Annotated in this window: 15 protein-coding genes; 5 read left to right on the top strand and 10 right to left on the bottom strand. The window is 62.2% G+C overall.

Annotated features, from left to right (window positions below; translation table 11 throughout):
• Window positions 1-77: 77 nt before the first annotated feature.
• Both WDO70_07730 and WDO70_07725 read left to right on the top strand, forming a co-directional pair.
• On the top strand, window positions 78-983 hold the full coding sequence (locus WDO70_07730) for a 50S ribosomal protein L11 methyltransferase (GenBank protein MEJ0063079.1): 906 nt from the start codon (window positions 78-80) through the stop codon (window positions 981-983).
• Window positions 961-2,745 carry an aminopeptidase P family protein gene (locus tag WDO70_07725; GenBank protein MEJ0063078.1) on the top strand — a complete coding sequence of 595 codons (1,785 nt, stop codon included), beginning with the start codon at window positions 961-963 and terminating at the stop codon, window positions 2,743-2,745. The genes WDO70_07730 and WDO70_07725 overlap by 23 nt, the downstream gene beginning before the upstream one ends.
• Window positions 2,746-2,748: 3 nt before the next feature.
• Here the strand turns inward: WDO70_07725 and ligA are convergent, their stop codons facing one another.
• From ligA to ftsZ, 6 genes are all read right to left on the bottom strand, one after another.
• Window positions 2,749-4,824 carry an NAD-dependent DNA ligase LigA gene (gene ligA / locus WDO70_07720; GenBank protein ID MEJ0063077.1) on the bottom strand — a complete coding sequence of 692 codons (2,076 nt, stop codon included), beginning with the start codon at window positions 4,822-4,824 and terminating at the stop codon, window positions 2,749-2,751.
• The gene (gene recN, locus WDO70_07715; GenBank protein MEJ0063076.1) at window positions 4,821-6,545 is read right to left on the bottom strand and encodes a DNA repair protein RecN; all 1,725 of its coding nucleotides are present in this window, start codon (window positions 6,543-6,545) and stop codon (window positions 4,821-4,823) included. The genes ligA and recN overlap by 4 nt, the downstream gene beginning before the upstream one ends.
• 75 nt (window positions 6,546-6,620) lie before the next feature.
• On the bottom strand, window positions 6,621-7,220 hold the full coding sequence (locus WDO70_07710; GenBank protein MEJ0063075.1) for a class I SAM-dependent methyltransferase: 600 nt from the start codon (window positions 7,218-7,220) through the stop codon (window positions 6,621-6,623).
• 24 nt (window positions 7,221-7,244) lie between these two features.
• The gene (locus WDO70_07705; protein MEJ0063074.1) at window positions 7,245-8,072 is read right to left on the bottom strand and encodes an outer membrane protein assembly factor BamD; all 828 of its coding nucleotides are present in this window, start codon (window positions 8,070-8,072) and stop codon (window positions 7,245-7,247) included.
• Between the two features lie 52 nt (window positions 8,073-8,124).
• Entirely contained in the window at window positions 8,125-9,087 is a 963-nt protein-coding gene (lpxC, locus tag WDO70_07700; GenBank protein MEJ0063073.1) for a UDP-3-O-acyl-N-acetylglucosamine deacetylase, read from the bottom strand.
• Between the two features lie 471 nt (window positions 9,088-9,558).
• Window positions 9,559-11,232, bottom strand: a complete 1,674-nt coding sequence (gene ftsZ / locus WDO70_07695; GenBank protein ID MEJ0063072.1) for a cell division protein FtsZ — start codon at window positions 11,230-11,232, stop codon at window positions 9,559-9,561.
• Window positions 11,233-11,492: 260 nt separating this feature from the next.
• On the opposite strand from ftsZ, the gene WDO70_07690 reads away from it, so the two are divergent.
• The 3 genes from WDO70_07690 (at window position 11,493) to WDO70_07680 (ending at window position 12,700) form a co-directional block, all read left to right on the top strand.
• Complete coding sequence (locus tag WDO70_07690; protein ID MEJ0063071.1) at window positions 11,493-11,987, top strand: hypothetical protein; 495 nt, start codon at window positions 11,493-11,495, stop codon at window positions 11,985-11,987.
• Between the two features lie 162 nt (window positions 11,988-12,149).
• On the top strand, window positions 12,150-12,383 hold the full coding sequence (locus WDO70_07685) for a type II toxin-antitoxin system ParD family antitoxin (GenBank protein ID MEJ0063070.1): 234 nt from the start codon (window positions 12,150-12,152) through the stop codon (window positions 12,381-12,383).
• A complete protein-coding gene (locus WDO70_07680; GenBank protein MEJ0063069.1) occupies window positions 12,383-12,700 on the top strand; it encodes a type II toxin-antitoxin system RelE/ParE family toxin in 318 nt (105 codons plus the stop codon). The genes WDO70_07685 and WDO70_07680 overlap by 1 nt, the downstream gene beginning before the upstream one ends.
• A gap of 18 nt (window positions 12,701-12,718) precedes the next feature.
• On the opposite strand, the gene ftsA is transcribed toward WDO70_07680, so the two are convergent.
• The 4 genes from ftsA to murB are packed head-to-tail and all read right to left on the bottom strand — an operon-like array spanning window position 12,719 to window position 18,257.
• Window positions 12,719-14,038, bottom strand: coding sequence for a cell division protein FtsA (gene ftsA / locus WDO70_07675; protein ID MEJ0063068.1), 1,320 nt, complete (start codon window positions 14,036-14,038; stop codon window positions 12,719-12,721).
• Between the two features lie 36 nt (window positions 14,039-14,074).
• Complete coding sequence (locus tag WDO70_07670; protein ID MEJ0063067.1) at window positions 14,075-14,905, bottom strand: cell division protein FtsQ/DivIB; 831 nt, start codon at window positions 14,903-14,905, stop codon at window positions 14,075-14,077.
• Window positions 14,893-17,310, bottom strand: a complete 2,418-nt coding sequence (locus WDO70_07665) for a hypothetical protein (protein ID MEJ0063066.1) — start codon at window positions 17,308-17,310, stop codon at window positions 14,893-14,895. Before WDO70_07665 ends, WDO70_07670 begins: the two co-directional genes overlap by 13 nt.
• Window positions 17,301-18,257, bottom strand: a complete 957-nt coding sequence (murB, locus tag WDO70_07660; GenBank protein ID MEJ0063065.1) for a UDP-N-acetylmuramate dehydrogenase — start codon at window positions 18,255-18,257, stop codon at window positions 17,301-17,303. Before murB ends, WDO70_07665 begins: the two co-directional genes overlap by 10 nt.
• Window position 18,258: the final 1 nt, after the last annotated feature.

The following is an 18,258-nucleotide window of genomic DNA, read 5'->3' as shown; positions in this document are numbered from 1 at the left end:
TTCTTCATAAGGAAAATATGATAAAACGCCGCATGGCCTTGAGGCAAGCGGAACAATAGTTTCATCGTCGGGAATGGGTGCGTGCAGTGGAATCCGGATTATGGCGTATCATCGTGACGGCTCCCGCCGCGCAGGCCGAAGCCTTGAGCGCGCTGTTCGAGGATGAGGCGCTGGCGGTCACGGTGATGAATCCGCCGCGCCATGCCGATTGCCGGGTCGAGGCGATTTTCGGCGAGAAGCCCGACGCGGAAGAATGGCGCGCCAAGTTACGCGCTGTTGTCGCGGCGGCGAGGCCGGATTTAACCGTCGAGCCGGTTCCGCAGGAAGACTGGCTGAAGAAAGTCGCGATGGAGAATCCGCCGCGCGCCATCGGGCGGCTGGTCATCCATGGCCGTCATGACGCCGGAAAAATCCCGCATCATGTTCCAAGCCTTGAAATCGAAGCAGCGACGGCCTTCGGCACCGGCGAGCATCCGTCGACGCAGATGTGCCTTTTGCTGATCCAGGATTATCTGCGCCGCAAGCGCCCGCGCCGTGCGCTCGATCTCGGCTGCGGATCGGGCATTCTGGCGCTCGCTCTGGCCCGTCTGGCGCATTGCAAGGTTCTGGCGGTCGATAACGATGCCGAAAGCGTCCGCATGACGCGGCATAATGCGCGGGTCAATGGCCTCGAGAATTATGTCGAAACCGTTCACGGGGCGGGCTATGGCGCGCGGGCGGTCGGCGCGCGAGCGCCCTACGATCTCATCGTCGCGAATATTTTCGCCCGGCCCCTGATGCTGCTCGCCGCCGACCTGCGGCAGCATCTCGCCCCCGGCGGGGTGGCGATTCTTTCCGGCCTGTTGCAAAGCCAGGCGGTGATGGTGCAATCTGCCCACGCGATGAAACGGCTGCACCTGGTCAAGACAATCCATTGCGGTGAATGGTCGGCGTTGATGCTTATCAAAAGACAGATGTCAGATGTCAAACGACGCAAAACTTAGACTGTTGAGGGATGAACTCGCGCGGCGGGGCGTCGATGGATTCATCGTGCCCATGGCCGACGAGTTTCAAAATGAATATGTGCCCGTTTCGGCCCGCCGGGTGGAGTTCGTGACAGGCTTCACGGGTTCGGCGGGAACGGCCATCATGCTGCAGGATCGCGCGGCGTTTTTCACCGACAGCCGCTATACCTTGCAGGCCGGAGGAGAGGTTTCGCCAGAGCTTTTCGCGCAATTCGACGGGGCGAAGAAATCGCCGGGCGAATGGCTGGCGGAAAATCTGAAGGCCGGAGACAAATTCGGCTATGATCCATGGCTGCATACGCCCCGCGCCGTGGAACGGCTGCAGAAGGCCGTCGCCAAGGCCGGCGCGGGCCTCGTGGCGCTCGATGGCAATCCCGTCGATGCGATCTGGAAAGAGCGTCCAGCCCCGCCGCTTGCGCCTGTCGTGCCGCATGGCATCGAATTCGCGGGCCGAAGCGCCGAGGAAAAGCGCCAGGCTCTCGCCGCCGCATTGCAGGGAAGAAAACGCGCCGCCGCGATGCTCACCGACCCGGCCTCCGTGGCATGGCTGCTCAATATTCGCGGCGGCGACGTGCCGCACATCCCCTTGCCGCTCAGCTTCGCCATCCTTCACGCGGATGCCGCGGCGGACTGGTTCGTAGACGGGCGCAAGCTGACGCCGGAGCTTGCCGCGCATCTGGGCGACGCCGTGCGCGTCAAGCCCATAGCGGCGTTCGGCGCCGCGCTGGACGAGCTTGGCGCGCAGGCGGCCGAGGTGGAAGTCGATCTCGGGCTGTGCGCCGCATGGATCGTTCAGCGGCTGGAGCAGGCGGGCGCGAAACCGGTTCATGCCGACGATCCATGCCTGCTGCCGCGCGCCTGCAAGAACGCCGTGGAGCAGGCGGGCATGCGCAACGCTCACCGCCGCGACGGCGCGGCTTTGACGAAGTTCCTCGGCTGGCTCGCGGCGCAGCCGCCGGGCAGCGTCAGCGAATTGCAGGTGGACGAGGTTCTAGAGGAATACCGCGCGGCGCAGAATCTTTTCCGCGGGCCGAGCTTCTCCACCATCGCCGGAAGCGGCCCGCACGGCGCTCTCGCTCATTACTGCGCGACGGCGGCGACCGACCGCAAATTGCAGGCCGGAGAATTATTGCTGCTCGACAGCGGCGGGCAATATCTCGACGGCACGACCGACGTGACTCGCACGGTCGCCATAGGGAATCCAAGCGACGAGATGCGCGACCGTTATACCCGCGTGCTCAAGGGGCACATTGCCCTGGCATCGGCGCGGTTTCCGCCGGGGACGCGCGGCGGGGAGCTTGACGTTCTGGCGCGGCAATATCTATGGGCGGCGGGCGTGGATTACGGCTACGGCACCGGCCACGGCGTCGGCAGCTATCTCAGCGTTCATGAAGGGCCGCAGGGCATCTCGCGCGGCCAGCGCGGCGATGTCGCCTTGCAGCCCGGCATGGTGCTGTCGAACGAGCCGGGTTATCACAAGCCCGGCGCCTATGGCATCCGGTTCGAGAATCTGATGCTGGTCACGGAGGCTTCGATGCCGGAAGGCGGCGAGCAGGCGATGCTGGGCTTCGAGACTTTGACGCTCGCGCCGCTGGACCGGAATTTATTGTTGCCGGGCTTCCTGACGGTGGCGGAAATCGACTGGATCAATGATTATCACGCCAGGGTCAGGGCGGAAATCGCGGGCCAGCTCAATGGCGATGCCAAACACTGGTTGATGCAGGCGACCGAAAGCCTGTAATCGTCACCGCATCATTCCCAGCCATTCTTCCTCGGTCAGAGTCTTGAGGCCGAGTTCATGGGCGCGTTTGGCTTTGCTGCCCGCGTCTTCGCCGATCACCACATAGTCGGTATTCTTCGACACATCGCTGCCGATCTTTGCGCCGAGGGATTCCGCTTTCGCCTTTGCCTCGCTGCGGCTCATTTGTTGCAGCGTGCCGGTGAAGACGACGGTTTTTCCGGCGAGCGGGTGATCGCTGGCCGCGCGCGCGGCATGGTCTTCGACGGTCAGTTGCGCCGCCAGATCCATGACCGCCTTCACATTGCCTTTCTCGGCGAAAAATTGTGCGATGCTCTTGATCGTGGATTCGGCAATGTTGGGAAGATCGTCAAGCTCATGCACGGCTTTTTCGTCGCCCGCCGCGGCTGCCAGCATGGCGGATAGCCAGGATTCGTAATGGCGGTAATGCGCGGCAAGCTGCCTTGCCGTCACGTCGCCGATTTGCGGAATGCCGAGCGCATAGATGAATTTGGCGAGCGGCATGGCGCGCCGCGCCTCGATGGCGGCGAGCAGCTTATCGACGGATTTTTCCTGCCAGCCTTCCATCTCCAGGATTTCGCCGCGTTTGTTCTTGAGGGTGAAAATATCGGCGGGATGCTCGATCAGCTTCCGCGCCAGGAAAAGATCGATGCGCTGCTCGCCCAATCCTTCGATGTTGAAGGCGTCGCGGCTGGTGAAATGGCGAAGCCTTTCCTGCTGCTGCGCCGGGCAGACCAGTCCGCCGGAACAGCGCCGCGCCGCGTAGCCTTCCTCTTGCACCACATGCGAGCCGCAGATCGGGCAGCGGCTGGGGAAATGGAAAGGCTCGGAATCCTTGGGCCGGGCGGCAAGATCGGCTCCCAGAATCTGCGGGATCACGTCGCCCGCGCGCTGCACCGTCACGAGGTCGCCGACGCGGATATCCTTGCGGGCGATTTCATCGGCGTTATGCAACGTCGCGCGCGCGACCATGACGCCGCCGACATTGACCGGCTCGAGATCGGCGACGGGAGTCAAGACGCCGGTGCGCCCGACCTGCGTGGTGATGGCGCGAAGCCTGGTCTGCGCCTGTTCGGCGGCGAATTTATGGGCGATGGCCCAGCGCGGCGCGCGGCTGACGAAGCCCAGGCGCTCCTGAAGGTCGAAACGCTCGACCTTATACACCACGCCGTCGATATCGAAAGGCAGATCGGTGCGCAGGGCTTCGATCTTTCTATAATAGGCCATCAGCGCTTCGGGGGTTTCGCATAATTCGGAAGGTTCGTTGAGATGGAATCCCCAGCTTTTAAGTTTTTTCCGCATGTCGGATTGAGTGGCGGCAACCGGCTCGCTGATTTCTCCGAGAGCATAGGCGAAAAATTCCAGCTTGCGCGAGGCTGTGATCGAGGAATCGAGCTGGCGCAGGCTGCCCGCCGCCGAATTGCGCGGATTGGCGAACGGCTCCTCGCCTTGTTTTTCTCGCGCCGCGTTGAGCTGCAGAAAATCGCCGCGGCGCATGAAAACCTCGCCGCGAATTTCCAAGACGGCGGGGAAGGGCGGCGGGAGTTTTTGCGGAATAGCCTTGATGGTGCGCAGATTGGCGGTGACATTCTCGCCGGTGGTTCCGTCGCCGCGCGTCGCGCCCTGAATGAAGATGCCGTTCTCGTAGCGCAGGCTCGACGATGCGCCGTCGATTTTCGGCTCGGCGATGAATTCCAGCGGCTTGTCCTCCGGCCATTGCAGGAAGCGGCGGATGCGCGCGATGAAATCGTCGATGTCTTCGGCGCTGAACGCGTTGCCCAGCGACAGCATCGGCGCGCGATGCGCGACTTTGCCGAAAGCCTGGACGGGCGCCGCGCCGACGCGCTTTTCCGGGTCGTTGGCGGGCGCGAGCTGCGGGTATTGATCGAGCAGCGCGCGATAGTCGGCGCGCAGTTTGTCATATTCGGCGTCCGGAATTTCCGGCGCATCCATCTGGTGATAGCGCCGGTCGTGATGCGCGATCAGGTCCGCGAGCCGCGCCAGTTCGGCGGCAGCTTCGATGGGGGTAAAGGTTTCGGCTTTTTTCTTGCGCGGACTCATTGGCGCTTGGCCCGCTTCGCTTTAGGCGCAAGATTGGCCGGGACGGCGAGCGTCTCCGTGTTCTCCGCGATCAAATCCGCCGCCGCCGCGCGCGCGGCGTCCGTGATCGCGCTGCCCGCCAGCATGCGGGCGATTTCCTCGCGCCGCGCATGATCGTCAAGCCGCGCGATGGCGGTCGTCGTCATGCCCTCGGCGCTCGATTTCTCGACGCGCCAATGCTGCGCCGCCTTGGCCGCGACCTGCGGGCTGTGCGTCACGACCATCACCTGAACCGATTGGGCCAGCTTCGCCAATCTTTCGCCGACCGCGGCGGCGGTCGCGCCGCCGATGCCCGCATCCACTTCGTCGAAGACGAGAGTCGGCACCGGGTCCGCCGCCGCGAGCACGACTTTGAGCGCCAGCATGAAGCGCGCCAGCTCGCCGCCGGAGGCGATTTTCTGCAGCGGCGCGGGCGCGGCGCCCGGATTGGTCTGGCCGAGGAACGCCACGCGCTCGCCGCCATGGGCGTTCCATTCTTCTTCGGGCAGCGAAACAAGACCCGCCGTAAGCGTCGCCGCGCCGAGCTTGAGCGCCGGAAGCTCGTTATTCACTTCCTTTTCCAGCTTCTTCGCCGCGTTTGCCCGCGCCGCCGAAAGCCGGCCCACGGCCTCGCTGAAGGCGCGGCGCGAGGCCGCCGTAGCTTTGGCGAGCGCGGCCAGATGGTCGGTCTGATGATCGAGCGCGGCAAGCCGCGCGGCAAGGTTCCGGCGGATTTGCGGCAATTCGTCGGGCGCGGTCTGATGTTTGCGGGCGGCGGCGCGCAGCGCGAATAATCTTTCTTCGGCGATGTTCAGCTGCGCCGGGTCGAGCATGTCGTCGCGCATCAGGCGGTCGATGGCGTCGCCCGCCTCGTCGGTTTCCGAGGCCAGCCGGTCGAGCGTCGCCAGAATTTCCTGAATTTCCGGGCCGGCCTGCGTGGCGATCTTGGCGATGCCGTGCGCCGCTTCGTTGATAAGGCGTGCCGCGCCGCGATGTTCGGTCAGGAGTTTCTGCGCCGCGTCGAGCGCGCCGACGATTTTCTCGCGGTTCTGAAGCTGCGTGCGGCGTGCGGCGAGGCCGTCGGCTTCGCCCGCTTCCGGCGCAAGATCGTCAAGTTCGCGCAGGGCGGCGCGCAGATAATCTTCCTCGCGCCGCGCGGCTGCTATGGCTTCGGCGGCCTCGCTTTCCGCTTGCCGCGCGGCCTGCCATGCGGCATGAGCGGCGGCGGCCGTATCGGCCAGAGCGCCATGGCCGCCGAAGGCGTCGAGAATTTTCCGGTGCGTCGCGGCGTCGAGCAGGCCGTGGCTTTCAAACTGCCCGTGAATTTCGACGAGATGCTGGCCGATTATGCGAAGCAGGCCGATGCTGACCGGCTGGTCGTTGATGCTGGCGCGGCTTTTGCCGTCGGCGCTCACGGTTCGGCGCAGGATCAGCGCGTCTTCCGCCGGTATGCCTTGTTCGGCGAGCAGGAGGTTGGCGGCATGGCCGCGCGGCAGCGAGAATTCCGCCGTCACCGCGGCATTGGCGCTTCCGCGCCGCACCAGCGCGGCATCGCTCCGCGCCCCGAGCGCGAGGCCGAGCGCGTCGAGCAGGATCGATTTTCCCGCGCCTGTTTCGCCGGTGAAGACGATCAGCCCATCGCCAAGCTCCAGCGCGAGGCGGTCGATCAATACGACGTCATTGATGGCAAGGCGATTCAGCATGGGATCAATGCTAAACCATTTTTTCCCGGGAGGAAATCGGTTGTGCGGAACGGCAGGCGCGGAACGAGACGCTTTTTACCCCGCCTGCAAGGTTCTTTCCGGTTCCTGCCTCGTCTGTCCGCCCTGCCGGTAAAGCAGCATGACCGTCTTATAAAGGGTCTGCGGAACGGCGGTATCATAGGGTTCCCAGCCGGGCAGGGGGAATTTATTGGAAATGGCCAGCGCGCCCGGCTTAAGCTCGGCGCGCAATTTCGCGCTGACGCGCTCCATGATCTTGCCGACCAGATACATGAATACGGCGTCGACCTGCGAAATGTCATAGGTCAGGAAATCGACGCGCTTGTATTCGAGATTCGCGGGGCCGAACAGCTTCTGGCGGATGACCGAGCGCAGCCAGGGGACGAATGACAGTTCGATGCCGATGATCTGGGCTTCGGGGAGGGCCTTGGCGATATGCCAGGTGGCCTGGCCGCTGCCCGAACCGAGATCGATGACGGTGAATGGCTGGCCCGGACGCGCCGCCATTTCCTTTCTCAGGACCTCGATGACCTTATTCCGCATGGCGGGCATGGTCGGGAATGTCGGCACGCCTGTCTTGCGCTCGTAATAGAAGTAGCTGAGGCACACCAGGGTGAAGAGAATGATGACCAGAAAAACGATATCCCAGGGGCCCATGACGGATGATTCCTTAAGCTGTTTTCAAAGAACCCGGCGCCATGCGCGCCCGATCCAACTTTCGTGACTTGGCTGCGGCGTGAGCTTTTCTCCGTCGAGCAAATCGTAGCTGTATTGATACCACGGGCTTCCGGGGAAGTTATAGCCGAGAACGGCCGCCGTCGCCTGAGCCTCTTTCTTGATGCCGAGGCCGAGATAGCATTCCACCATGCGGTGCAACGCTTCGGGAACATGGCTTGTCGTCTGGTATTTTTCAACAACATTCTGAAAGCGCGACAGCGCCGCATTATAGATTTTTTGTTTGATGTAGTAGCGTCCGACTTCCATCTCCGCGCCCGCCAGCTGGTCCTGGATCAGCGAGATTTTGACGATGGCGTCGCGGGCGTAGGCCGTGTCGGGAAAGCGGGACACGATATCTTGCAGGGCTTTTTCCGCCTCGCGGGTATAGTTCTGGTCGCGCGCGACATCGGCGACGCGCTCATAGTAATCGAGGGCGCGAAGGTAATAGGCGTAATCGATCTGGGGATTGCCGGGATGAAGCTGGATGAAGCGGTCCAGCGTGGCGACCGAGGCGTCGTAATCCTGCCCCTCATATTGGGCGAAGGCGGCCATAAGCTGCGCCCGCGTCGCCCATTGCGAGTAGGGATATTGCCGTTCGACTTCTTCAAAGAGACTGGCGGATTTTTTGTAGTCGCCGTCTTCCAGCTGCTTGGCGGCGTCGTTGTAAAGCTCATCGACGGGCTTTTCGACGTCTTTGTCCTTGTCTTTGTCGCCGCTGCACGCAGCGAGGCAGAGGGCCGCCAAAAGCACCATGCCCGCGCGCGAAAGCCTGTAACCCGGTGATGATCCCATAAACCTATACCCCAAACATCAGGGGAGGTTACAGCACATCAAGAGAAGGTTTTCAACCTGTCGCCGCCAGATCGGTTTGGGCATCCATGTTGGGGCGCGTGACCATGCGCCAGGCGCTTGCGTCGGCGAACAGCGCCCGCAGCAGCTTGTTGTTCAGCGCGTGGCCGGTGCAATAGCCCTCGAACGAGCCGAGAATCGGCGCGCCCGCGAGGCTGAGATCGCCGATCGCGTCGAGCAATTTATGGCGGACGAACTCGTCATGATAGCGCAAGCCGTCTTCATTCATGATCTTGTCGCCGTTGATGACGATGGCGTTATGCAGCGAGCCGCCGCGCGCCAAGCCCATTTTCCGCAACTGATCGACTTCTTCCAGGAAGCCGAAGGTGCGGGCCCGGCTGATCTCGCCTTTGAAACCGGCGGGCGATACGGCGAAATCATAGCTCTGGCGGTCGATCACGGGGGATTTGAATAATATTTCGACATTGAAGACGGACTGGTCGCCGGGCACGAGCGCGGCGCGCTTGCCGTCAAGATCGACCTGAACCGGCTTGAGAATCTCGATCCACTGGCGCGGCTCGTCCTGTTCGATGATGCCGGCCATTTCGATCAAAAAGACGAAAGGCGCGGAACTGCCGTCCATGATCGGCACTTCGGCGCCGTCGATCTCGACCAGCGCGTTGTCGATATCCATGGCGCGCATGGCGGCCAGCAAATGCTCGACCGTGCCGACGGTGGCGCCCGTGGCGTTGCCGATGACGGTGCAAAGCCTGGTGTCCATGACGCTGTCCCACGTCGCGGGAATGGTGTTCTGTCCGGCGGGCAAATCCGTCCGCACGAAAACGATGCCGTGGTCGGCTGGGGCGGGATGAAGCTTGAGGGTGACGATCTCGCCGCTATGGACGCCAACGCCGGTGCATTGCGCGGTGCCGCGCAGCGTGTTCTGCATCACCAGGGGCAGGGGCCGGAAGTTATCCTGGCGGCGGGCAACGAAGGGTATAGTGTCGAGAGGGGTCACGTCATATCACCGGGTTTATGGCTTCAGAAGACCAAGCCGGGAAGACCCGCTTGACCGCCGCAAACCCGCATTCTCGAAAACAATTGCGAATCAATGGCTTGATCTTTTTAACAATCATTGCCGCAAATGCAAAATCAACCTTTATTACCTGATGTTACATTAAGACAACGCATTGATATATAATGATTTTGACAAAAAAAAGAGCGCCGGGATTAACCGGCGCTCTAAAGTCTGAGAGCAATAGAGCGAAAACCCTATATGCATGTATAACGCGGCAGGGACAGGATTACCGTCGCGGGGAAGGAGAAGATTTTGTAAATATTATCTGTTCAGGTCATCCAGACCCAAAGAACGCATGTAATTCATTGATTTTTATAACACAATTAATCGTGGCCCGTTTCGCCATCGAGGGGATAAAAAAAGCCGCTCTCGGAAGAGAGCGGCTCTAATTTTTTTCAAGCTTACGGATGCTTAGTGATTGGTCTGCCGCCGCAGGAAGGCGGGGATTTCTGACAGATTGTCTTCCTCGTCCTGAATAATGGCCTGACGGTCGGAGGGGTTAACGTTGAGTTGCGGCTGCGCGGCCATGGCGGTCGTTTCCTCTTCGTTCGACGGACGCGCGATACCGAAACCGGTAATGCGGGTGAACAGGTTTTCGGCGCGCTTGGCGTTCGGATTCCGCGAATGGCCGGGCTTGTCGGCTTCGACCGGAATCGTATGCAGGGCAGGCTGTGTCCGCGCGGCGGCCGGGGCTGCTGCCGGAGCCGTCTGCGGCGCGGAAGCCGTAACCGAACGGGGCGTTTCCATCGGACGGGGCGCGACGAACTGATTGCCGATCTGCTGGCCGCGCAGCGCGGCGGGTTGCGCTGCCGCCTGAGGCGCGGCGGGTGCGGGCGTTTCGGCCGTCCGTCCAGCCGTGAAGGACTGCGGCGGGTTTTGAGGCTGCTGAGTGTGCTGCTGGAAGGCTTGCGACGGCGCGAAAGCTCTCTGCTGCGTCGCCAGGAACGGCGCGGGAGCCGTCACCGGCTCCGGCTGGCGGCTGGCGGCGGTAGCGGCCTGAACCACCGGGCTGATGGTGCGCGGAACCGGGGCGGGGTTGGGGGTGCTGTTCATCGAGCGCAAGCCGCCCATGAGTCCGGGACCGGCTCCGGTCTGCGACGATTGCTGCTGCATCGCTTGAGCTTCGATGCCGGTGGCGATGACCGAAACCCGGATCACGCCGTTCAGCCCCTCGCTCAAGGTCGAACCGACCTTGATCTGGGCGTCGGGATCGACTTCTTCCCGGATGCGGTTGGCGGCCTGATCGACTTCGAACAGCGTCATATCCATGCCGCCGGTGATGTTGATGAGCACGCCTTTGGCGCCCTTCATCGACGTGTCTTCGAGCAGCGGGTTGGAAATCGCGGCTTCGGCGGCGCGCAGCGCGCGGTGATCGCCTTCCGCTTCGCCCGTGCCCATCATCGCCTTGCCCATTTCCGCCATGACGGTTTTCACGTCGGCGAAATCGAGATTCATGAAGCCCGGCATGACCATCAGGTCGGTGATGCCGCGCACGCCGCAATGCAGGACTTCGTCGGCCATGCGGAAAGCGTCGGCGAACGTCGTCTTCTCGTTCGCCATGCGGAACAGGTTCTGGTTCGGGATGATGATCAGCGTGTCGACATATTGCTGAAGATCGGCGAGGCCCATATCGGACATCTGGCGGCGGCGGTTGCCTTCGAAATCGAACGGCCTGGTCACGACGCCGACGGTCAGGATGCCCATCTCGCGCGCCGCGCGGGCGATGACGGGGGCCGCCCCGGTGCCGGTGCCGCCGCCCATGCCGGCGGTGACGAATACCATGTCGGTCTGCTCGAGGCAGGCCATGATGTCGGCGATTTGCTCTTCGGCGGCGGCGCGGCCGCTTTCCGGCTTCGATCCCGCGCCGAGGCCGCGCGTCTGGTTGATGCCGAGTTGCAGCTTGCGCGGCGCGAGCGAGTTGGCGAGCGCCTGGGCGTCGGTGTTGGCGGCGACGAAATCGCAGCCTTCCAGCTGGGAGCGGATCATGTTGTTGACGGCATTGCCGCCCGCGCCGCCGACGCCCATGACGGTGATGCGCGGCCGCAGAATATTGTCGGCTTCGGCGATGGAAAGATTAATGGCCATGGGACGCTCCTGGAACGTAAGAAAGCAAGAGGGACAATCGAAAAAACGATTCGGCGATTAGAATCCTTTTGCTTGATTCTGGCAAGGGGCTTGAAGGGGACATTGGGCTGAAAAAGGTCGTCTGCCAAGGGGTCGTCTTTTGGACGTAACCAATATATCCGAAAGGCCGCAGGCTCTCGCGGTTGCGCCAACAGAATGTTGACGTTCCGCAAGTGGCGGGATAATTTCCCGCCATTGATATCTTAATAAGGAGAATTTTTATGCCGGTTTCAATGCAGGTAGCGGATCAGGTTATTATCAGGTCCATCGTTTCTCAAGACCTCCAGCAAGCCGTTGCCGAAGCGACTGTCATCGAAGCCGCCAAATATGCGGCCATCGAAATGTCGCGGGGGGTGAAGGCGGCGCTGAAGGCTTTACGCAAGGATATCGGCTCCACGGGACGGCTGAGGATGAAAAGAAAAGGCCGCTTCTGCGCTGCAGCCGAAGACGGCAAATGGAGCACGGCCAGGATCGCGGACGTAGGCATATGGGCGACCCGCCAGGGCTATTCGCGGCAAGCTCTGTATCTCGAGTCGAATACGCTGCAAGATGCGAAAGCCGACCTTCTTCATATGATGCTTGACCCTACAAGAGCGGCGAAATGTGAATTCCAGGCCGGCCCCGTCGCCATGGGCGAAGTGTTTCTGTCGGTTGGCGATCCGCTGAAGCCGAAGCTTTTCAGAGTAAAGCGCGACGAGTCTCTCGATCCTGTCTAGGCGGGCGTTTAAATATTCTGCTTAATCCAGTGCTGCATCCGCTCGATCCATGAGCCGCTGCCGAATTCGGCGGCGAGGTTGAACGATCGCCAAGCGTTGTCCAACCCGATTGTTTTACGCCCCATTTTGTGGCATAATTCCCGAAATCGCTAAGAGTTTGCCATGACGCTTCACATTTCTTCGCCCGAACTTGAACGGCAGGTTGCGGCTCTTGCCCATGATGCCGGGCGCGAGCCTGACTCCGTGGCCGTCGAGCTCCTGGACGCCGCCGTGCGGCGATACAACGCCAAGCTCGCCAAGCTGCGCGCCGCGCTTGAGGAAGGCGAAAAAAGCGGCATTGACGAGGACTTCAGCATCGAAAGCCTTATCGCCGAGCTTGATGCCGAGCCGGATTGATGCGCCGTTTCCGGCCGACCAAGGCCGCTTCCGCGGATTTGCGCGGCATTGGCCGCTATACCCGCAAAAAATGGGGGCGCGAGCAGGAACGCCGTTATTTGCGAGAACTGAATGTCTGCTTTCAGCGTCTCGCTGAAAAGCCTGATTGTGGCCGCCCTTATCCGCAATTGCCGCCCTATTGGCGGATTCGGCAGAATATGCACATGGTTTATTATCGATTGACCGAGCACGATCTGCTTTTGGTTGTGCGGGTTCTGCATGTTCACATGCTTCCTGAATTGCATTTGTCCGGCAGCGAGGACAAAGACACAAATTAATTTTTGGTAGGCACGAATTTAAATATTCTGCTTAATCCAGTGCTGCATCCGTTCGATCCATGAGCCGCTGCCGAATTCGGCGGCGAGGTTGGGCACGGTGGCCGAGGGCTGCATGGCGATGGCGAGCAGGCCGGAGACGGTCGCGAAGCCCGGCCCCGCCGTCGCTTCGGCAAGGCCCTGATTGAGCGGCGCGGCGTCCGCGCCCTTAGATGCGGAGAGCGGGCGCCCGATCCGCACCGGACGGCCAAGCCGCACCTGCTTGTCCAGAAGCTGCTGCGCCATTTCTCTCACGCCCGGCATCTGGCTCGCGCCGCCGGTCAAGACCACGCGCCGCCCGGCGATGGAATCGAAATCGCTGTCGGATAATTTGCCCCGCACCATCTCGAAAATTTCCTCCAGCCGGGGGCGGATGATATTGATGAGATGCGATTTCGGCACATGGTTCGCCAGTTCCGGAGTTTCTTCCCCCACTTGCGGCACGTCGATGATCTCGCGGTCGTCGGTCGAGCTTGGCAGCGCGTGGCCGTACAGCGTCTTCATGCGCTCGGCGTGGCTGATGGTGGTCGTGAGGCCGCGCGCGATGTCGTTCGTCACATGCTGGCCGCCGAGGGGGATGCCGTCGGTGTAGACGCACTGCCCGTCGAAGAATACCGCGAAGGTGGTCGTGCCCGCGCCCATGTCGATGATGACGCTGCCGAGGTCCATTTCGTCCTCGACCAGGCAGGCGAGGCCGCTGGCATAGGCGCTGACCGCCATCTGCTCGACTTCGAGATCGAGCCGCGCCAGCACCGCGCCGATGGTGCGCACCGGGCCGTAGCCCGCCGCGATGACGTGCAGCTGCGCGCCCAGCGTATGGCCGACCATGCCGCGCGGATCGCGGATGCCGCGCTGGCCGTCGAGGCTATAGCTGACGGGAATCGTATGGATGATCTCCTGCGGGTAATTTTCCCCTTCGGCGGCGATGTCGGGAGATTGGCCGAGGACGCGGTCGATATCGGCGCTGCCTATTTCGCGCCCATGCAAGGGCAGGGTCAGCTGGCAGGTGCGCGACGAGATGTGATTGCCGGAGATATTGACGGACACGCGCTCCACCCGAAGCCCCGCCATATGCTCCGCCGCGTCCATCGCGCCCCGGATGGCGCGTTCGGTCGCGTCCATGTCGACGATGACGCCGCCTTTCATGCCCGCCGAAAGCTGATGGCCGATGCCGATCACATGCAGGTGATCGTCGGCGTCGCGCTTGGCGATGAAGCAGACGATCTTGCTGGAGCCGATATCGAGGGCTGCGAGAATTTGGCCCTTCTTCGGGGCGTTGCGGGAACTGGAGAAGAAGGACACGCTATTCTCCACCGCTCTGTTTCATCAATGGCGCCCTCATATCTTCGGCACGCTGATAGCGGGCTTGTCTTTTTCCGAGCCGGGCGACCGCTCGATGATCTGGCGGTCGTTCTGGCGCAGGTCGATGGCGACGATATCGCGGGAAAGAATCTCGTGATCGTCCATCAGCGCCGCGAGGCGCTTCAGGCCGCTGGCTTCGTTCGCTTCGGGCAGCCGGATGGTAATGCCGGACTCCAGCGCCAAATCCCAGCGCCGGTTGCCGACATGCACCGCCGCGTGGAGTTGCTTTTGCAGATTCGGATAGGCCGCAAGCTCGGCCAGAAGATCGACGGCTCTTTCCGCCGCGCCTTCGCCGACAATCAGCGGCAGGCGCGCGAAATCGTCGGCGCGCGCGGGCAGCGTCTTGCCGTCCATGTCGATGACCTGAATCTGGTTGCGGTATTGCCAGCGCGCGACAGGCTGCCGTTCGATCAGGCGGATATAAAGCGTATGCGGCAGCCGCCGCTCCACCATGGCGCTGCTCAGCCAGGGCAATGCCTGAAGCCTTTCCAGCATCGAGGCCGGATCGATCGCCATGATCGGCATGCCGCGTTTGGCCTGCAGCGCCGCCATCACGGCGGCTTTGTCGGTATATTGCCGTCCCTCGACCGAAATTTCTTCGAGGCTGAATCCGGCTTGCGCGGTCATCTGCAATCCGGCGTCCGCCAGCCGCTCGGCCTGCTGCTGCGGCCAGCCGCTATGCCATAGCCAGTAAAGGCCGCCGCCGCAGATCAGCATGACGGCAGCCGCCGCGATGACGATGCGCCGCCTGCGGCCCGGCTTCTTGCCGGTGATATAGAATTTCGCCTTTGGCCTTATGCCGGACATGTCATTTCCGTCTTTTGCCGTTGCTGGTGAGCGGCCAGCCCAAGCTCGATAATTTTTTCGAGAAACAGGCGGGGTTCGAGCGGCGGCTTTTCCGCCAGCGCCTGGTGATAGATGACCGTCGACGCCGTCAGGCCGGGCAGGCTGTTGGCTTCGATAACCATCACCATCCCGGTGCGGGTATTGAAAAAGATGTCGATGCGCGCATAGCCGCCGATGCCCAGCGCCTCGGCGGTCAGCTCGATTTTCTCGCGGATCAGCTCGACCTGCGCCGCGCTCATGATCGATTCAGGTGGCGGCGTCAGATTGATCCCGGTGCCGCCCTGGAATTTTTCCTCGAGCGACAGGATCTGGCCTTCGGCGATGGTGATGCTGGGCGTCAAGGCATGATACGCGCCTTCGCTTTCCAGCACGCCGACCGTCAATTCGACCCAGCCGGAGCGCGGCTGGTGATGCAGGGCGTTGTTTTCGATGCGGATGGGGTCGGTTTCGATATAAGGCTCGATCAGCAAATTTTGTGGATGGCTGGGAAGCTCGATGGGTTCGCTCTGTCCGTTCAGCGCGCCCGGCGGCAGGATGAGCTGTCCGCTCTCGATGGCCTTGAGATAGGCGGAGAATTCCGCCGCGCCGCGCAGCCGCGCGACGCCCGCCGAGCAGCCGTCGGCTTGCGGCTTGATGGCGACATCGCCGGTGCCGAGCGTGGTTTCGACGGAGTGCCAATGCTCGCCGGGATTTTGCAGCAGTTCGGCGATGGCCGCGTGGGCGAAGCGCATTTTGGCCGCCGCCGTCAGCCCGTCTTCATGCATCGAGCGGATGACCGTGCCGGTTTCGTATTTATCCATGCACAGATGCGAGGCGGCGGGACGCGAGCCGTTATAGGGCAGATTCCAGATTTCCAGCTTCTTTTGCACGGTGCCGTCTTCGCCCGCGCCGCCATGCAAGGCGATGAAGACGAAGGCCTGCGATTTCTGCGAAGCGCGGCAAAATTCATCGAGCGTGAATTTTTTCGGAGAGCCTTGTGCGTCCGGAGCCAGCGCGGGAAGGCCGAGCCGCTGGCGCAGCGGCGGAGTCATGACCGCGAGCCGTGCGGCATCCGCCGCGGCTTCCTCGCAATGCATGACGATTTCTTCCGTCGTGTGGTGCAAAGTATAACTGTACGGCAGGCGCCATACGGTTTCGCCGTCGGGCGCCAGCAGGAACGGTTCCGGAGAAAATTTCGCCGAGTGGCGCAGTTTCAGCCACACATTCGTGCCGCTCATCAGCGAAACCTGCCGCTCGGCGGTTTCGCCGCCGAACAGCACGTTGATTTTCCGGTGCGGTGCTTTGGCGGTCTGGGGCAGCGCGGGCATGGCAAGATTATGCCGCCGCGCGGCGCTGGCGATCACATAATAGAGGATTTCGGCATGATCGAATCCCAGGCGGCTGGCCTGCTGGAACAAAAAGCTGTTCTGCTCCATGCCGGAAATGGGATTGAAATCGGTAAAGATGACGCGGTCGTCATCGAGCCACCAGCCGTCCAGTCTGGCGAAATCGCGCATGCCGAAAAACTCGAACAAAACCTCGGCGGATTTCTGGATGGAAAGAATGATATCGTCCGCGAGGCGCGGCGGGCAGAAGTAACGCACCTGGCAGGACGGAAGATATTTATGGCGATAGCCGAAGATCGACTCTTCGCCTTGCAGGTCGATCTCCGAGGGAATAAGCGCGACGGGCTTTCCGGCGGGATTTTGCAGGATCAGGACCGTGAATTCGCGGCCTTCGCAGAACGGCTCGATGATGGCGGTGTGATGGTGCTGCTTGGCGAAGATCAGCCGGGCTTTCGCCAGCGTTTCTTCGGGGCTGAGCGCCATCGCGACGCCGAGGCTCGATCCCCCGGCGGTGGGCTTGACGACGGCGCGCTTGAGATCGTGGCGCGCGAAGAATTCCTTGATTTGCCGCAGGCTTGCCGCCTCGTCATCGTCTTGCTGCACCAGGCAATGCGGCAGGGTCGCGAAGCCATGCCGGGCAAGATGCTGGTTGGCCAGCGATTTGTTGAACATCGTATGGCATGTGGCGCTCGGCGAACCGGCGAAGGGAATATCGTGCTTTTCGAGCAAGGCTTGCAGTTTGCCGTCCTCGCCGAACGCGCCGTGAATGGCGGGGAATACCAGATCATGCTGGCGGCACAGCGCGACGAATTGCGTTTCGTCGAGCGGCTCGCCGACCTGCGCCAGCTTGAAATCGAAATCGGCGGGCGTATTGGAGTAAAGCTGCTGCGGCGTCAGGCGGTACAGCCGCAATTGCTGGTCGCAATAGACCGGCGTGATGCTGAATCCCATCGGCGTCAGATGGTCGAGCAGCGACCGCGCGGAATTCATCGAAATTCCGCGCTCCGCCGAAGGGCCGCCGCACAAAACGATCAGGCGCATGGCTGGCTCCCTTGCGCTTCGACGCCGATGCGGACGATTTCCCAATGCAAATCCACGTTGAATTTGCTTCGCACGCGGGCGCGGACTTCTTCGCCCAGATTTTCGATGTCGGCGGCGGTGGCGTCGCCGGTATTGACGATGAAATTGCAGTGCTGCGGCGACATTTCCGCTCCTCCTATGCGAAGGCCCCGGCAGCCCGCGCTGTCGATAAGCTGCCAGGCTTTGTTGCCGGCGGGATTGGCGAAGGTCGAGCCGCCGGTTTTCTCGCGGATCGGCTGTGTCGCGCCTCGCGCCGCCTGGATTTCCTGCATTTTCGCCGTAATGAGATCGGGCTCGTTCGCGACGCCGTGAAATTCCGCGCCAAGGAATATCCAGTCGGCGGGAAGGCCGCTATGGCGGTAGGAGAATTCGCAGGCGGCATTGTCCATGCGCCGCCGCTTGCCTTCGCGGTCGAGCGCGGTTACGGCGGCGACGGCGTCCTTGAATTCCCGTCCATACGCGCCCGCGTTCATCCGCAAGCCGCCGCCGACGGTGCCGGGAATGCCGGACATGAATTCAAGGCCGCCGATACCCGCCTGCGCCGCCGCGCGGGCGACATTGAGATCGAGGGCCGCGGCTCCGGCCATGATCGCCATGCCATCGGCGCGAATTTGCGCGAATTGCGGGCCGAGCTTGACCACCACGCCGCGAATGCCGCCGTCGCGGATCAGCAGGTTGGATGCGACGCCGATGACGGTCACCGGAATGTCGGCAGGCGTCGCGGCGAGGAATGCCGCCAGATCTTCTTCGTCCGCGGGCTTGAATAATATTTCCGCGGGGCCGCCGACGCGGAACCATGTCTGCGGCGACAGCGGCGCGGCGGCTTCCAGCTTGCCGCGCACGGGCGGCAGACGATGCAGAATGCCCTCGTCGCGAAAATCTTTTAAGCCGATGCTGGATGCTGGCATG

This window comes from Alphaproteobacteria bacterium, from assembly GCA_037200005.1.
Lineage (GTDB): Bacteria > Pseudomonadota > Alphaproteobacteria > UBA9219 > RFNS01 > JBBCGY01.
This window is presented reverse-complemented; position numbering and strand designations above follow the sequence as displayed.

Coding starts and splice junctions, on each gene's coding strand:
- WDO70_07725 (MEJ0063078.1), top strand. CDS start 961: ATGTCAAACGACGCAAAACTTAGACTGTTGAGGGATGAACTCGCGCGG.
- recN (MEJ0063076.1), bottom strand. CDS start 6,545: ATGCTGAATCGCCTTGCCATCAATGACGTCGTATTGATCGACCGCCTC.
- murB (MEJ0063065.1), bottom strand. CDS start 18,257: ATGCCAGCATCCAGCATCGGCTTAAAAGATTTTCGCGACGAGGGCATT.
- WDO70_07710 (MEJ0063075.1), bottom strand. CDS start 7,220: ATGGGCCCCTGGGATATCGTTTTTCTGGTCATCATTCTCTTCACCCTG.
- WDO70_07690 (MEJ0063071.1), top strand. CDS start 11,493: ATGCCGGTTTCAATGCAGGTAGCGGATCAGGTTATTATCAGGTCCATC.
- ftsZ (MEJ0063072.1), bottom strand. CDS start 11,232: ATGGCCATTAATCTTTCCATCGCCGAAGCCGACAATATTCTGCGGCCG.
- WDO70_07685 (MEJ0063070.1), top strand. CDS start 12,150: ATGACGCTTCACATTTCTTCGCCCGAACTTGAACGGCAGGTTGCGGCT.
- WDO70_07670 (MEJ0063067.1), bottom strand. CDS start 14,905: ATGTCCGGCATAAGGCCAAAGGCGAAATTCTATATCACCGGCAAGAAG.
- WDO70_07680 (MEJ0063069.1), top strand. CDS start 12,383: ATGCGCCGTTTCCGGCCGACCAAGGCCGCTTCCGCGGATTTGCGCGGC.
- WDO70_07665 (MEJ0063066.1), bottom strand. CDS start 17,310: ATGCGCCTGATCGTTTTGTGCGGCGGCCCTTCGGCGGAGCGCGGAATT.
- WDO70_07705 (MEJ0063074.1), bottom strand. CDS start 8,072: ATGGGATCATCACCGGGTTACAGGCTTTCGCGCGCGGGCATGGTGCTT.
- ligA (MEJ0063077.1), bottom strand. CDS start 4,824: ATGAGTCCGCGCAAGAAAAAAGCCGAAACCTTTACCCCCATCGAAGCT.